The organism is Actinoplanes sp. NPDC049548 (genome assembly GCF_040676695.1).
In the GTDB taxonomy this organism is placed as follows: Bacteria; Actinomycetota; Actinomycetes; order Mycobacteriales; family Micromonosporaceae; genus Actinoplanes.
Genome location: NZ_JBFAPM010000009.1, coordinates 222,582 through 237,163, shown reverse-complemented (window position 1 = coordinate 237,163; position 14,582 = coordinate 222,582). Strand labels below are relative to the sequence as shown.

The following is a 14,582-nucleotide window of genomic DNA, read 5'->3' as shown; positions in this document are numbered from 1 at the left end:
CGCCGTGATCCGCTTCGTCCTCGCCCTGATCCTGCTCCTCGCCGCCTGCACGCCGCACGCCGGGAGCCAGTCGGCGGAGGTCCTGCCCGACGGTCACCGCGGTGGCTGGCGCCTGGTCTTCAGCGACGAGTTCGACGGCACCCGGCTGGACCCGGCGCGCTGGGCCGACCATTCCAGCGCCGAGGCCGACGAGGGCCGCGGCAACCCCGGCAACCAGCAGCTCGAGTGGAACCAGGCGGCCAACTGCTCGGTCGGCGGTGGCCGGCTCGTGATGACCGCCCGCCGGGAGCAGGTCGTGTCGCCCTCGGGGCAGCGCTACGACTGGACGTCGTGCCTGATCACCAGCACCCCGTCGTACACGTTCCGCTACGGCTACCTGGAGGAGCGCGCGATCCTGCCCGCCGCCGGCGGCTTCTGGCCGGCGCTGTGGACGTGGCAGGCGCGCGGCGTGGAGCGGCACACCGAGACCGACGTGTACGAGTTCTACTCCGACAACCACCGGCGGCTCTACGGCACCCAGTATTCCGGCGCGCGCGGCCGGTGCGAGTGGCAGCCCGGCTTCGACCCGACGAGCGGCTGGCACACGTACGGCGTGGCGATCGAACCGTCCGGCACCACCTGGTACGCCGACGGCGAGAAGGTCTGCCACACGAAGGCCACGTCGGACGCGATGACCACGATCATCTCCAACCTCGCGGTCTACTCGCAGATCCCGCCGGACGCCGCGACGACCACGGCGACCAAACGCGTGGACTACATCAGGGCGTGGACCGCGTCGTGATCCGCTCGCGCTCGGCGGCCCCCGGCACCACCGCCCGCAGCAGCACCAGCCCGGCGAGCCCACCGGCGGTGTTGGCGATCAGGTCGTTGACATCGACCGTGCGGAAGTTGCCCAGCGTCAGCCACAGCGCCAGCTGCACCAGCTCGATCGCGGCGCTGGCGGTGAACGACACCGCGGCCGTACGGCGTACCGAGCCGGCTCCCCGCCACAGCAGCGGCAGGAGGAAGCCCAGCGGCACGAACATGACCACATTGAGCACGAAGCTCCAGGCCTCCACCCGGAACGGCACCCAGTGCACGACGATCCACCACGGCACGTCCCAGCGGGCCTCCGGCGGCCGCGCCTCGATCGGGAAGACGGTGATCGCGACGACGCTCACCGCGTACAGAAGGAAGATCGAAAGGGTGACCGACCGCCGGGAGGAAGCAAGCATCCCCTCCAGGATAGGGGGTCAGCGCAGCCAGCCGTCCTTGCGGACGATGCGGATCGCGTCGAGGCGGTTGCGGGCGCCGGTCTTGAGGATCACCGCCGACAGGTAGTTGCGCACGGTGCCGCCGGACAGGTAGAGCCGCCTGGCGATGTCGTTGACCGACTCGCCCTCGGCGGCCAGGCCCAGCACCTCCAGCTCGCGGGTGCTCAGCCCGCGCTCGGTGTTGAGCGACGCCGCCTGCAGTCTCGGGTGGACGATGCGCTCCCCCGCGGCCAGCCGTCGCACCGAGTCGGCGAGATAGGCCGCGGACGCGTCCTTGAGCAGGAAGCTGACATCCCCGCCCCGGCGCCGCGGCGGAAGCATGCCGCGCTTGGTCGGGTCGCAGAGCACCAGCACCGCACAGGACGGGATGCGCGCCCGCAGCTCGGCGACGGCCGGCAGCACCTGACTGACCATGAACTCGGTGTCGATCACCACAACGTCCGGCGCGAACTCGACCGCGCGGGCGGCGACGTCCGGCTCCAGGGGCAGCGTCCCGACGACGTCGATGTCCCGCTGAGCGCTCAGCAACACCCGGACATGGATGCCGAAATAGCCCCCGTCGCGCACCACCAGAACCCGGATCATCACGCCTCCCAGCGGGTCGCCGCCCACTTCGGAACTTAGCCCTCGACCGCCATTCCCGCATGCGCCGGAAAGGGCATCGAATCGCGTCCGGTCACCCACGCCGGCGCGGCGCGGCGACCCCGTTTTCCCAGCTCATCTGATTCGGTACGGCGGGGAAGGCGGATGGGCGCGAATCCCCGCGAAGATCGACAGTCGTCATGACGTCCGCCGGCGTACGAAATGTCCGGCCGATCGTCCGACGCTCAATTGCCGATCCGCTCACCGGCCGAATGCGATGGTCCGGCCCTCCTTGACCTGACCGGCCCGGTAGGCGACCTGATCGATCGGGCTGCCCAGGGCGTCCGTCAGCGTCACCGTGCCACCGGCGTTCGCCAGCGAGACGCCGTCGCCGACGACCTGCACGACATCACCGCCGCCGAGCGTCCCGCCGAGGACCTGCGACCGGCCGTTACGGTCCCGCAGCGTCCACCCCGCCAGATCGATCTCCGCCGCCGTGGTGTTCAGCAGCGTCAGCCGCTCCCGGCCCCGGTCGGCGCCGGACGGGTCGGGCAGCGCCGCGACGATCACCACGTCCCCGGTGGCGACCTTCGGCGGCTTCGTCGGCGTACCGGGCGGCGCCGGATCCGGGTCGATGACGAAGTCCTCGGGCCACACCGTCATCCGCACGGAGCTCCCGGCGGCCTCGACGACATCGTGCAGGTTCCCGGTCTCCAGCCGGTCCAGCAGGAACAGCGCATCGTCGCGGTGCACCGGGTCCGACCGCAGCCAGGCATCCAGACCGTCGAGGGTGGACGCCCCCGTGGCCAGATAGGGAACGAGCCGGCGGAACAGCTTCGGCCAGATCACCAGCCGCTGCAGCTCCCCCAGGTCGCCGACCGTCGCGACCCGGTCCGGATCGGCCGTCGCAGCCGCCCAGATCCCTGCCCGGTCGGCCCGGGCTTTCCGGGAGACACCGCCCAGATGGGTACGCAACGACGCCGGCAACGTGGCATAGAAGGCGGGATACACCAGCCCCGCCGCCAGCAGCCGCCCGTTGACCGACCGGTCGACGCCCGCGTCATCGAGGAACACCGTCGCACCGTCCGGCACCGCGGGCTCCCCGGCCTGCACGAACCCGATCATGCGGCCGTTGGCGTCGATGCCGTTCGACAGCACGTATCCCCGCACACTGTCCTGATCGGCCGACCGCACCTTGTTCGGCAGGTCGTCGAAGAAGACCACCCCGGTGAACCCGAGCAGGCGCAACAGCTCGTCGCGTGCGGCGTTCGCCCCGCCGAGCTCCTGATGCGTCTCCGCGAAGTGGGTCTCGAGCGCGTCGACGGCCTCCAGGCGTACCGAGATCCCCCGGGCACCCAGATCCGGTGGCGAGCCGGACGGCCGGGGCAGGCCCTCCACCAACGCCGGGGAGTCGGGCCTGAACTTGACCGTGTCCCCGTCCGGCTCGGGCCCCTGCCGCGGCAGGTCCGGATAGCGGATGACGAATCGTCCGGTCAGCATCGTGTACGTCATGGCGACCTCACCACCAGCGAAGACGGCTCGCGAAAGCGCGACCTGACGGGACGTTAACGCCGCGGGCAGGGGCGCAGAACGCGTTCGTCGGCTAGGCGTCTGAGGGTCTGGCCGATCGGCGCCAGGGGCCGGCCGGAACGGCTGCGCTGACCTAGAGTGATCCGCCAGTCACGCTCGTCTCCCCTGCACCGCGTACTGGCGTGACGACGCGTCACCAGGCAGCATGGCTGCGTGTCGCACCCGTCCCCGCTCCTGGCCTCACGGCAGCACGCCCAGGCACTCGCCGACGCCGGCGACCTGGCCCAGGCGCGCGCCCTGCTCGAGCACGCCGTCGACCTGGGACGCGCCAACCTCGGCGAGGACGACCCGGAGGTGCTCGCGACCGCCCAGCAGCTGGCGGCCGTGCACCAGCGGGCCGGGGACCCGTCCGCGGCGCGCAGGGTGCTGGAGGAGGCGTACGCCGCCGGGCAGTGGCGGCTCGGCGACACCGACCCGGTGATGCTCGGCATCTCCTACGACCTGGGCGTGGTCGCGGAGGAGATGGAGAACCGGCACGAGGCGCGCCGGGCGTTCGGGCGGGTGGCCGCGCACGGGCCGTCGGTGCTCGGCCCGGACCATTGGGCGGTCACGCGGGCGCGGGCTTACCTGGGTGAGGACCCCCCGACGGTACGGATGGAGCTGCCCGCCATCCCCCCACAGATGCAGGCGCCCCCGCCCCCACCGCCCTTCGAGCAGCCGCCTGCACAGCCCGTCCCGCAGTTCGAGCAGCCACCCGCGCAGCCCGTCCCGCAGTTCGAGCAGGCGCCTGCGCACCCTGGGCCACGGTTCGATACGGCGCCTCCGCGCCCCGGTCCCTCGCCGGGTCCGGCGGTGCCCGCGCAGCGGCAGCCCGAGGCCTACTACACGCAGACGCGGTTCGAGCAGCCCGAGCCGCAGATCATCTCCGCTCCGCCGATCACGACCGCTGCGCCCCTGACCGGGTCCGGCCGCGGATCGTCGTACTCCGGCAAGGCGCCCGCCATCTTCGCGGCGATCGCCGCGGTTCTCGGCGTGATCATCGCGGTGGTCGCGCTGGTCGTCGTGCTCGCGAAGCGGGGCGACGATGGTGAGAAATCCGACGTGCCAACCTTGAGCGGCCCGGCCCCCACCGATGTGCGCCTGCGCGACTACGGATCGTCGGTGCAGGTCTTCTGGTCCGACCCCGCCAACGGCCGCACCTCGTTCATGATCACCGGCGGCCGCCCCGGTGAGCAGCTCAAGCCCATGGGCCAGGTCGGGCCCACCACGACCTCGTTCGACCTCAACGGTCTCAACGCCGACCTGGACTACTGCTTCGCCGTCGTGGCCGTCTACAGCACCAGCCAGTTCGCCTCGTCGCCGCAGGCGTGCACCAGCCGTACCGGCAAGAGCGCGGCGCCCACCGAGAGCGATTGATGATCACTCACGGCGATCACACTTATCCACAACCGTGACTCGCCGGGTGTCCACGCCGACCCGCATCCCCCTATGATGGCCTGCGTCCCAGCGGAGGGCTACCGGCGAAAACGGGGAGGGATGCGGGCCGTGACCAGTGCAGATGCGTCTGGTGAAGACGCCGTGACCGAGCGCCGCCGACGGGCGTGGCGCAGCCGGGGCGGCCTGGTCACCATCGGCACTGTGCTGAGCCTCGTGGCCGGGCTCGGGCTCACCGTGCTGGGGCTGGGCGCCGCCGACCAGGCCGTCGCGAGCTTCGACGCCGCGTCCTGGGTGTGGAGCCGCGCCAAGGGTGAGGTCGCCCGGGTCAACGGCGTGACCGCCCGGGTGGACACCCGCGTCGACGTGCCCCGGGCGCGCGGCCACCAGATCCAGGTCACCCAGAATGACCGCTTCGTGATCCTGCGCGACGTGCAGACCGGCGTGGTCAGCACCATGGACCTGACCTCCCTCAAGGAGGCCGCAAGCACCCCGACCACATCGGGCCTCGGCGTGCGCGTCGCCCTGGACAAGGACGCCGCCTTCGTCATCGACACCGTCCAGGGCCTGGTGTCCCAGCTCGACCCGCGCTCGCTGACGCCGATCGGTCAGCCGCTGCACTATCCGCCCGGCATCGCCGGCGGCGTCTTCGACGGCAAGGGCAAGCTGTGGATCGCCGTGCCCAGCCAGGGGACCGTGTCCGCGATCACGCCCGCGGCGCTGCCCGACGAGTCCGCCACCGGTGGCACCGCCGGCGCCGGTGCCGCCGCGGGGCCGGCTCTCGTGCGCACGGAGCCCGTGGCGCCGGGTAACCACGACATCACGATCTCCACGCTGGATGACGGCGTGGCCGTGCTCAACCGCACGACCAACGCGCTCACCACCATCCGGGACAAGGCGATCGCCACGGTCACCCTGCCCCTGGAGGGCCCCGGCTCGCTGCCGGAGCACACCGACGGCCCGGTCGTGCCGGTCACCGTCCCGGACGCCCGCCACGTGTACGGGGTGGACGGCAACCGGACCACCGCCGACTTCCCGGTCCCCGGCGACGGCCCCGAGCTGCAGGCGGCCGTCTCGTGGAAGGGCTACTTCTACGTCGCCGACGAGGCGACCGGCAAGGTGCACGTGTTCGACCGGGCCGGGCGCGAGCAGAAGGACATCGGGTTCACCAAGCCGGGCGGGCCGCTGGAGCTCGAGGTTCGGGAGAACTATCTCTTCATCAACGCCCCCGGCTCGTCCACCGCCCGCGTGGTCGACGACGCGCACCGCGTCCGCGTGGTCGACAAGTACGCCGACGACGTCCTCGGTGGCGACCCGCCGCCCACCCCGCCGGACCCGCCGCCGCCCCCGCCGAAGCCGAAGAAGCCGCCGGTCACCGAGCCGGGCGCACCGCGCAACGTGCGAGCCGCGGCCGGCAACGCCCAGGTGCGGGTGACCTGGCAGGCCGCCCCCGCCAACGGCGCCGCCATCACGCGGTACGTGGTCGAGGGCGCGGACAAGACCTTCCAGGTGGGCGCCAACCAGCGTTCGCTCGAGGTCACCGGCCTCACCAACGGCGAGACGTACAAGTTCGCCGTGCACGCCGTCAACAAGAAGGGCGACGGCCCGTCGCGCACCAGCAACGCCGTCAAGCCGACCTCCGAGGTGCCGGACGCGCCGACGGCGGTGAACGCCGAGGCCAAGCCGGACGGCACCGTCGTGGTCAGCTGGCCCGCCGCCAACGGCCAGGGCCTGGAGATCAAGCGCTACGCGGTCACCGCGATCAGCGAGGGCGGCAGCTCCCCCGTCGGCGAGACCGAGGACGGCACGTCACTGACGATTGCGGACGGCGAGCTCGAGTACGGCAAGCAGTACGCGTTCACGGTCGTGGCGATCAACGAGCGCGGCGCCGGCTCCAAGGCCTCCCCGGTCAGCGCGAGCGTCGTGCCGTTCGCCAAGCCCGGCCGCCCGGACAGCGTCGACGCCGCCACGGTCGGTGACAAGCCCGGCACGATCCAGGTGACCTGGGCCGCCTCCGCCGAGAACGGCCGGCCCATCACCAAGTACGTCGTGGCCGCCGGCGGGCGTTCCACCGACGTCACCGAGGGCACCGGCGTCACGCTCGACGGCTTCGGCGAGGGCGAGACGGTCTCCGTCGAGGTCCGTGCGGTCAACGAGGCCGGCGAGAGCGAAGCGGGTTCGGCGACGGCGCGGACGGTGGCGAAGCCGGCCATCACCATCACCGGCTCCTCCGCGACCTTCAACACCGCCACGGTCACCTTCACCGTGGACGCCGGCGGCGGCACGGCCGCCTGCTCGGTCTCCGGGGGCGGCAAGTCCGCGTCCGGCAGTTGCTCCAGCCTCAAGGTGAGCGGCCTCAAGCCGAGCACGCCGTACACGTTCACGGTCACGGCGAAGAACGCCGCCGGGTCGGTGACGAAGGACCGCGCGCAGAAGACCGACGACCTGTACGGCACCGCCACCTGCAACAACGGCGAGAGCGGCGACACCGCGCACTACTGCGACAAGGACGTCGACGGCCGCAACGGCAACGAGATCTTCAGCGTGACCCGCCAGGACAACGACAAGCAGGTCGGCTGGGCCAAGCCGGGCACGCGCCTGCTGGCGTACTGCAAGGAGAAGGGGTCGGACATCGACTCCTACATCTACAACCACCACAAGAAGTCGGACTGGTGGATCCAGGTCAAATACGAGGGCAAGAACTACATCCCGTTCGCGTGGCTCAACCTCGACGGCGGCGACGACGTGAACGACCTGCCCAACTGCTGAGGACACGCCCGTGAGCACCGAACCCCTTCCGCCCCAGCACGTCCAGGGCTTCGCCGGCATCGCCGCGCAGCTCGCCGACAGGATCGGCACGGTCGTGCTGGGCAAGCCCGACGTGGTGCGGCTGGCGCTGGCCGCGTTCTTCGCCCAGGGCCATGTGCTGCTCGAGGACGTGCCGGGCGTCGGCAAGACCACGCTGGCCCGGGCGCTGGCCGCGGCCGTGCGCGGGCAGTGGCGCCGCATCCAGTTCACCCCGGACCTGCTGCCCTCCGACGTCTCCGGCGTCACGATCTTCAACCAGGCCAGCCGCGGCTTCGAGTTCCACCCCGGCCCGGTCTTCGCCAACATCGTCATCGCCGACGAGATCAACCGTGCCTCCCCGAAGACCCAGTCGGCGCTGCTCGAGGTCATGGAGGAGCGCCGGGTCACGGTCGACGGCGTACCGCACCCGGTGCCGCAGCCCTTCCTGGTGGTCGCGACGCAGAACCCGGTCGAGATGGACGGCACCTACCGCCTGCCCGAGGCCCAGCTCGACCGCTTCCTGGTGAAGCTCTCGGTCGGCTACCCGGCCGAGGACGTCGAGGTCGAGGTGCTGCGCGGCGCGGCCCTGCGCTCCCCCGACACCCTCGAGCCGGTCACCGACACGGCCACCGTGGGCGAGATGGTCCGAATGGCGTCCCGCGTCCACATCGCCGACCCCCTCTACACGTACGCGGTCCGCCTCGCCGCCGCCACCCGCGACCACCCCCAGGTCCGCGTCGGCGTCAGCCCCCGCGGCGTGATCGCCCTGACCCGAGCGGCCTCGGCGTGGGCCCTCATCAACGGCCGCGGGTACGTGCTGCCGGAAGACCTCAAAACCCTCCTCCAACCGGTCTTCGCCCACCGCGTCCTGCTCTCGGCCGACGCCCAGCTGCGCGGCGTGACCGCGGCCGAGGTACTGAACGACGCGGTCCGCTCGGTCCCGGTCCCGCTGCCCGACAACCAGCGCGTCGGGGCGTGACCACACCCGGCCCGCGTCCCGGATCCGGCCCGGACCGCAGCGCCCCCCACCCACCCGGCCCGCACCCCGGACCCGGCCACAGCACCCCTCGCCCATCCGGCCCGCCTCCCGGACCCGGCCGGGAGGACCACGGCCCACCGCCCGGCCACCGAGCTGGACTGCGTCGAGACGACGGCGCCCCGCAGACACCCGGTTCTCAAGCCGCATCGAGCCGGGACGACCGCGCACCGCGACCACCCGGTGTCGCCGCGGAGCCCGGCCGCCCGTCTCCGACGGCCGCCCCCTCGTCCACCGCCTTCCGGCCCCCGGCGAGCGGGCCACCGACCAGCGCCGCCGACACCCGATCCACCGCCGTGCCATCCGCGGCCCGCCCGGCCGGAGCACCGCCCGCCTCAACCACCCCGGCGGGAGCACCGCCCACCCCCGCCACCCCGGCGGGAGCACGGCCCACCTCGACCACCCCGGCCGGAGCACCGCCGACCTCCACCACCTCGGCCGGAGCACCGCCGGCCGCGGGCCGGACCGGGAACGTCCGGCGGCCCGTGCCCGCGGCGGTCTCCCGTGCCGCGTCCCTTCGCAACCTCCGGCTGGCGGCGCCGAAGCTGTCCAGCCTCGGCGTCACCGCACGCGGGTTCGGCGTCATGGCCGCCGCGGTGACGCTGCTCGGGCTCGGGTTCCGGTTCGGCTACCCGGATCTCGCCCTGCTCGGCGCGGCGGCCGCGGTGGCCGTTCTCTGCGGGGTCGCCTTCGGGCTCTGGCGGCCGCGTCTCGGCGTAGAACGCACCGCCGAGCCCGACCGCGTCGCCCGCGGGGAGTCCGCCACGATGACCCTGGTCGTGCGCAACACCAGCCGGCTGCGGGCGGCGAACCTCGTCGCCGTCGACCGCTGCGGGCGGGCTGACGTGCCGGTGCCCCTGCTACGGCTGCGGCCCGGGCGGGACACGACCGTGCACTACCCGGTGCCGACCACGCGGCGCGGCGTCGTGCCGGTCGGGCCGCTGCGGGTCACCCGGCACGATCCGCTGGGGCTGCTCACCCTGTCCCGGGCGTACGGGGGAACCACGACCGTCTGGGTGCACCCGCGCATCCACCTGTTGCGGGCCGTCCCGGCCGGGATGGCGCGCAGCCTCGACGGGCGCATCGACAAGGTGCCGCACGGCACGATCACGTTCGACTCGCTGCGGGAGTACGTCGTCGGTGACGAGCTGCGCCGGGTGCATTGGCGCAGCTCCGCCAAGGTGGGCGAGCTCATGGTCCGGGAGCAGCTCGACACCAGCGAGCCGACGATCGTGGTGCTGCTCGACGACCGCGCGGCCGCGCATCCGGGGGTGCGGGACGGTGTTGCCGAGTCGTTCGAGGCGGCGTGTGAGGCGGCCGCGTCGATCATCGCGGCGGCGGTGCGCGAGGACCTGCCGGTGGCGTTGCATCTGGTGTCCGGGCCGGCCGCGGGGCCGTTCCTGGACGTGCTGACGGAGGCGGGGCTGCGCGACGGCGATCTCACGCGTACGGTGCGCAGCCTTCGGCAGAGCCGGCTCGGCGACACGCTCGTCTACCTGACCGGGCCCGGCGGCCGGGCGGATCTCGGTGCGGTGAGTGCGCTGCGCGGGCCGTACCCGGTGGTGCTCGCCGGGCTGTTCGGGGACCCGGACGCGGCGCCGGTGTCCGCGGGTGGCGGCATGATCGTCATCGAGGCCGAGGACGGGGAGCAGTTCGCCGGCGCGTGGGACGGGGTGCGCGGATGGTGAGGCGGCTGCGGGCTGCGGTCGTGCCTGTGGTGCTGATCGTGCTGATCGCGCTGGCCGGGGTGGCGCTGGGCCGGATCTATGCCGACGATCTGCTGGTGCAGCTGGTGGCCGGCGCCGCCGTGGGGTCCGTCGGGGTGGGCCTCGCCGCGCGGCGGTTGCCGTCGTGGTCCGTCGCGCCGATCTCGGTGGTGCTGCTGGGCGCGTTCACGGCGCTGGCGCTCAAGGTCGCGGCGGGGCGGGCCGGACTCACCGATCCGTTGCCACAGATCGTCATCGACGCCCTCAAGAACGGCATCCCGCGGCTGCTCACCGCGATGATCCCGGTGGAGTCCACGCCCGACACCGTGGTCGTACCGGTGGTCAGTGCCTGGTTGGCCGGGCTCGCCGGCACGGAGATCGCCGTGCGCGCCGGCCGGGTGCTGCTCGGCTGCCTGCCCGCGACGGCCCTGTTCGGCGGCGTCCTCTACGTCGTGGGACCGAACGCCGGGAGCGCCGGGTGGGTCACGCTCGCCTTCGCCGCCGCCGTGGTCGCGGCGCTGGCGGTGACCGTACGGTCGCCCGGCGGTCCCGCGCTTGCCGACGTACCGCGGGAGACGCGGGCGGCGGTCCGCGGCCGCGCGCTCGCCGGTTCCGCCGCCGGCCTGGTGGTCCTCGTCGGCCTGGTCGCGGCGGTCGGTCCGTGGGTCGGCGGCCGGGTCTCCGCCACCCCGGTCGACCCTCGGCGGTACGTCGAGCCGCCGCAGGTGGACAGCCTCGACGAGAGCCCCCTGAACCGGATCTCGGGCTGGGCGCTGGCACCCGAGCAGCGGCTGCTCGAGGTCGGGCCGGCCGAGCAGGGACGCAAGAACGTCCGGCTGCGGCTGGCGGTGCTGCCCGACTACGACGGGATCACCTGGCGGGTCGGGGCCACGTACCGCAATGCCGGGCGGGTGCTGCCGACGCCCGCGCTGCTGCCGGACGTGCCGGTCACCCGGGTCACCCAGCAGATCACCATCGACGAGCTGACCGGGCGACTGCTGCCCGTCGTGCCCACGCCGGCCGGGGTGGACGGCACTCGCGTCGCGTACGACGCGGCCACCGGCACCGTCATCCGGCCGGAGGAGCTGCGGCCGGGGCTGCGCTACACCGTCACGTCGGACACGCAGGAGCCGGACTACAACCTGCTGCCGGGCGCCGACGCGCCGACCGGCGATCCGGTGGCCCGCTTCCTCACCGTCGGCGCGAACGTGCCGGAGGAGATCCAGCGCCTCGCCGACCAGCTGGCGGACGGCAACGGCGCCGCGTACGACCGGGCGGCCGCGATCGAGGAGTTCCTCGCCGAGCACTACCGCAAAGTGGCCGATGCGCCGAGCGGGCACGCGTACCCGAATCTGTCGTTCTTTCTCTTCGGCCCGCGCGACCAGGGCGGCCAGCGCGGCACCTCCGAGCAGTTCGCGGCCTCGTTCGCGCTGCTGGCGCGGCTGACCGGCCTGCCGTCGCGGGTGGTCGTCGGCTTCGACGCGCCCGCGTCCGGCGGCACGGTGACCGGCGGTGACGCGATCGCCTGGCCCGAGGTCCTCTTCGACGACCTGGGCTGGGTGGCGTTCGACCCGCTGCCCAAGAGCGACGAGCAGCCCCGCCCGGTCGAGGACGACTTCACGCCGAAGCCGTCCAAGCCGCCGCCGACATCCGAACCTCCCCCGGCTTCGGATCCCCCGAGTGCGTCGGCACCGCCCACGGTCGCCGCTGCGCCGGCACCCGGCAAGGGCGGCCCGGGCACGGTCGTGGTGGCGTCCGGGGCCGGCGGCTCGGTGCTGCTGCTCCTGGTCGCGGTCGCGGCCACGCTGGTGTTGATGCGTCGGGGCCTGCGCCGGCGACGGCTGACCGCGGGCGGTCCCGACGAGCGGATCACCGGAGCCTGGTTCGAGTTCACCGACGCGTTGCGGCTGGCCGGCCGCCCGGTGCCGGACCATCTGGCGGCGACCGAGGCGGCGGACTTCGCGGCGACCGCACCGCCGTTGCGCCGGGCCGCGCCGCCGGAGGGCTTCGAGCTGCCGCCGCTGGGCGACCTCGTGGCGGCGGTCAACACGGTGGGCTTCGCGCCGGGCGCCGCCACCGACGAGCAGGCCGAGCGCGCCGGCGCCCAGGCGGTCGCGTACGCCGACGCGCTCCGGGAGAAGCGGTCCTGGTGGCGGCGCGCCTGGTGGAGCCTGCACCCGGGTCCGCTGCGCTGGCACCCGTACGGGAAGAAGCGCTAGCGTAAGCCGCCCGTCACGCGGGTAGAGAAAGGTCATGCGACTCGGTCTGCGGCTCACCACGGCGGCCGTGCTCGCGATCGCCGTGCTCGTCCCGTTCGCGCTGCTCGCCGTCCTGGTCGTCGGCGGCTGGCCGCCGCTGCGCGACGCGGACGCCGCGGTCACCGACGCGCTGCACACGTGGGCGGTGGCGCATCCGGGCTGGCGCGACGTGACGGTGTGGCTCACCAACGTGTTCGCGCCGAACCCGCTGCGGGTGGCCGCCCTGCTGCTGGTCGTCTGGCTCGTACGCCGGCGGGCCCGGCGGCTCGCCCTCTGGGTGGTCACCACCATGGTCGTCGGCGGGGTGCTCGGCGCGCTGCTGAAGCTGCTCGTCGGCCGGCACCGGCCGGACCTGCTCGACCCGGTGGCCCGCGCGGCCGGCTACTCGTTCCCGTCCGGGCACGCCCTGAACGCCGCCCTCACCGCGGGCGTCTTCGTCCTCGTGCTGCTCCCGGTGGTCCGTCACCGCTGGGCGTTGTGGACCGGCGCGGCCGCGGTGACCGTCCTGACCGGCGTCAGCCGCATCATCCTGGGCGTCCACTGGACCAGCGACGTGGTGGCCGGCTGGCTGCTCGGCGTCGCGGTGGTGGCCGCCACCGCGACGGCGTTCACGCGCCGCCGCCTCGACAGGGTCGTCGAGCAGGGCGTAGAGCCCGGATTGACCGGTTCCGATCCTGATATCGCCGCATCCCGATCCGCCGATGCGTAGCGGGACGCCGCATCGGGTAAAGGCGCGGCCATGTCCGACGTCGCCGTACAGGTTCTCAAGCGGGTGTTGCTCCCGGTGGCCGTGCTGCTCGGCGTCATGGTGGCCCTCGGCCTGCTGATCACCAAGGTCCTGATGCACGTGTGGCCGCTCACCGTCGAGGACTCCGTGAACCGCGAGCTGGAGCGCGACCGTACCGCCGAAGGCAACGCCGTCTCGTTCTTCTTCAGCACCGTGGCCAGCACGCCGGTGATCATCGCGGTCACCGCGCTGGCCGCCCTCGTCCTCCGGCTGACCCTCAAGCGGTGGCGCGAACCCCTGTTCCTGTGCGCGGCGGTCACCGCCCAGGCAATCGTCTTCTTCCTGACCACCCTCGCGATCGACCGGACCCGTCCAGGGGTCGACCACTTGGACAGCTCCCCGCCGACGTCGAGCTTCCCGTCAGGCCACACGTCGGCGGCGGTGGCGCTGTACCTGGGGCTCGCGGTCGTCCTCGTGCGGCTGACGAACCGCACGGCCCTGCGCCGAGCCTGCTGGCTCCTGCTGCTCGTGCCGATCAGCGTGGCACTGAGCCGGATGTACCGGGGCATGCACCACCCGACCGACGTGACAGCCTCGTTCCTGAACGGCGCGGTGTGCGTGTGGGTGATGGCCCGCGCCTTCCTCGATCGCGGGGTGAGCGACATCCGCAAGGCGACGGCAACGTCCGCGGCCCGCCGCTAGCCGAGCCGCCGGGCCACCTCGTGATGGGTCACCGTCGTCTCACGGTCGATCAGGTATCCGTCGTCCTCCGGGTAGAAGACGGCGCGCCCGATGTCGTCGCCGGCGAAGCCCCGGATGTGGTCGAGGGACTCCCACCAGCTCAAGGTCGTCACCTCGGCCCGGCCGTCGCCGAGGTCCCGGGTCCACATCTCGACGCCGAGGTTGCCGGGCGTCTGCCGGTATCCGGCCAGGCCGGTCCGGGTGACGTAGTCGACGTACTCGCCGGCTCGCTCGCTGGCGACCCAGCCCCGCCACATCCGCACGATCACCGGGTCAGTCTACGGTGACCGGGTCGCCCGGCTGACATTCCCGGACGACGCACAGGGCCGTCGAGCCGGCTTTCTGCGAGCGGCTTACCGATGTGGGCCCGAACGGTGGTGCCCAGCGACCAGTTCCTTCGCGGGTCGCCGGCGGCCCGAGCGGTCAGGTCGTCCCAGCGGGACACCAGATCGGTCAGGCCGGCCCGCGGGTCGGTCGAGGTTTCGGCCGGCCCGGGGTGCGGGACTTCGAAGGCCGAGTCGATGTCTC

13 protein-coding genes are annotated in these 14,582 nt (G+C 73.1%); 8 read left to right on the top strand and 5 right to left on the bottom strand.

Going from position 1 to position 14,582, the window contains the following annotated elements:
* The first annotated feature begins 4 nt into the window (after nucleotides 1-4).
* Complete coding sequence (locus tag AB0J80_RS20100) at nucleotides 5-781, top strand: glycoside hydrolase family 16 protein (protein ID WP_364706830.1); 777 nt, start codon at nucleotides 5-7, stop codon at nucleotides 779-781.
* Here AB0J80_RS20100 and AB0J80_RS20095 read toward each other — a convergent pair.
* The 3 genes from AB0J80_RS20095 to AB0J80_RS20085 all read right to left on the bottom strand — a co-directional run bounded on the left by AB0J80_RS20095 (nucleotide 759) and on the right by AB0J80_RS20085 (nucleotide 3,347).
* Entirely contained in the window at nucleotides 759-1,214 is a 456-nt protein-coding gene (locus AB0J80_RS20095) for a VanZ family protein (protein ID WP_364706828.1), read from the bottom strand. The genes AB0J80_RS20100 and AB0J80_RS20095 overlap by 23 nt on opposite strands.
* An 18-nt stretch (nucleotides 1,215-1,232) precedes the next feature.
* Nucleotides 1,233-1,838, bottom strand: coding sequence for a response regulator transcription factor (locus tag AB0J80_RS20090; RefSeq protein ID WP_364706825.1), 606 nt, complete (start codon nucleotides 1,836-1,838; stop codon nucleotides 1,233-1,235).
* 258 nt (nucleotides 1,839-2,096) lie between these two features.
* Nucleotides 2,097-3,347 (bottom strand): lamin tail domain-containing protein, encoded by a 1,251-nt coding sequence (locus AB0J80_RS20085; protein ID WP_364706822.1) that lies wholly within the window; start codon nucleotides 3,345-3,347, stop codon nucleotides 2,097-2,099.
* Nucleotides 3,348-3,578: 231 nt separating this feature from the next.
* Between AB0J80_RS20085 and AB0J80_RS20080 the strand changes: the two genes are divergently transcribed.
* The 3 genes from AB0J80_RS20080 (at nucleotide 3,579) to AB0J80_RS20070 (ending at nucleotide 8,565) form a co-directional block, all read left to right on the top strand.
* On the top strand, nucleotides 3,579-4,781 hold the full coding sequence (locus AB0J80_RS20080; protein WP_364706819.1) for a tetratricopeptide repeat protein: 1,203 nt from the start codon (nucleotides 3,579-3,581) through the stop codon (nucleotides 4,779-4,781).
* Between the two features lie 120 nt (nucleotides 4,782-4,901).
* The gene (locus AB0J80_RS20075) at nucleotides 4,902-7,568 is read left to right on the top strand and encodes a fibronectin type III domain-containing protein (RefSeq protein ID WP_364706817.1); all 2,667 of its coding nucleotides are present in this window, start codon (nucleotides 4,902-4,904) and stop codon (nucleotides 7,566-7,568) included.
* Nucleotides 7,569-7,578: 10 nt separating this feature from the next.
* A complete protein-coding gene (locus AB0J80_RS20070) occupies nucleotides 7,579-8,565 on the top strand; it encodes a MoxR family ATPase (RefSeq protein ID WP_364706814.1) in 987 nt (328 codons plus the stop codon).
* 196 nt (nucleotides 8,566-8,761) lie between these two features.
* Here AB0J80_RS20070 and AB0J80_RS20065 read toward each other — a convergent pair whose 3' ends face one another.
* The gene (locus AB0J80_RS20065) at nucleotides 8,762-9,208 is read right to left on the bottom strand and encodes a hypothetical protein (RefSeq protein ID WP_364706812.1); all 447 of its coding nucleotides are present in this window, start codon (nucleotides 9,206-9,208) and stop codon (nucleotides 8,762-8,764) included.
* Between AB0J80_RS20065 and AB0J80_RS20060 the strand changes: the two genes are divergently transcribed.
* The 4 genes from AB0J80_RS20060 to AB0J80_RS20045 are packed head-to-tail and all read left to right on the top strand — an operon-like array spanning nucleotide 9,207 to nucleotide 14,015.
* Nucleotides 9,207-10,310: a DUF58 domain-containing protein gene (locus AB0J80_RS20060; protein ID WP_364706809.1), complete on the top strand. Its 1,104-nt coding sequence runs from the start codon at nucleotides 9,207-9,209 to the stop codon at nucleotides 10,308-10,310. The two genes, AB0J80_RS20065 and AB0J80_RS20060, sit on opposite strands and share 2 nt — an antisense overlap.
* Nucleotides 10,304-12,547: a DUF3488 and transglutaminase-like domain-containing protein gene (locus AB0J80_RS20055; RefSeq protein WP_364706807.1), complete on the top strand. Its 2,244-nt coding sequence runs from the start codon at nucleotides 10,304-10,306 to the stop codon at nucleotides 12,545-12,547. The genes AB0J80_RS20060 and AB0J80_RS20055 overlap by 7 nt, the downstream gene beginning before the upstream one ends.
* Nucleotides 12,548-12,581: 34 nt before the next feature.
* Nucleotides 12,582-13,295 (top strand): phosphatase PAP2 family protein, encoded by a 714-nt coding sequence (locus AB0J80_RS20050; protein ID WP_364706804.1) that lies wholly within the window; start codon nucleotides 12,582-12,584, stop codon nucleotides 13,293-13,295.
* 30 nt (nucleotides 13,296-13,325) lie between these two features.
* A complete protein-coding gene (locus AB0J80_RS20045) occupies nucleotides 13,326-14,015 on the top strand; it encodes a phosphatase PAP2 family protein (protein ID WP_364706802.1) in 690 nt (229 codons plus the stop codon).
* Here AB0J80_RS20045 and AB0J80_RS20040 read toward each other — a convergent pair.
* Nucleotides 14,012-14,323, bottom strand: coding sequence for a hypothetical protein (locus AB0J80_RS20040; protein WP_364706799.1), 312 nt, complete (start codon nucleotides 14,321-14,323; stop codon nucleotides 14,012-14,014). The two genes, AB0J80_RS20045 and AB0J80_RS20040, sit on opposite strands and share 4 nt — an antisense overlap.
* Between the last annotated feature and the right edge of the window lie 259 nt (nucleotides 14,324-14,582).

Coding starts and splice junctions, on each gene's coding strand:
- AB0J80_RS20095 (WP_364706828.1), bottom strand. CDS start 1,214: ATGCTTGCTTCCTCCCGGCGGTCGGTCACCCTTTCGATCTTCCTTCTG.
- AB0J80_RS20090 (WP_364706825.1), bottom strand. CDS start 1,838: ATGATCCGGGTTCTGGTGGTGCGCGACGGGGGCTATTTCGGCATCCAT.
- AB0J80_RS20085 (WP_364706822.1), bottom strand. CDS start 3,347: ATGACGTACACGATGCTGACCGGACGATTCGTCATCCGCTATCCGGAC.
- AB0J80_RS20075 (WP_364706817.1), top strand. CDS start 4,902: ATGCGGGCCGTGACCAGTGCAGATGCGTCTGGTGAAGACGCCGTGACC.
- AB0J80_RS20060 (WP_364706809.1), top strand. CDS start 9,207: ATGGCCGCCGCGGTGACGCTGCTCGGGCTCGGGTTCCGGTTCGGCTAC.
- AB0J80_RS20065 (WP_364706812.1), bottom strand. CDS start 9,208: ATGACGCCGAACCCGCGTGCGGTGACGCCGAGGCTGGACAGCTTCGGC.
- AB0J80_RS20055 (WP_364706807.1), top strand. CDS start 10,304: ATGGTGAGGCGGCTGCGGGCTGCGGTCGTGCCTGTGGTGCTGATCGTG.
- AB0J80_RS20050 (WP_364706804.1), top strand. CDS start 12,582: ATGCGACTCGGTCTGCGGCTCACCACGGCGGCCGTGCTCGCGATCGCC.
- AB0J80_RS20045 (WP_364706802.1), top strand. CDS start 13,326: ATGTCCGACGTCGCCGTACAGGTTCTCAAGCGGGTGTTGCTCCCGGTG.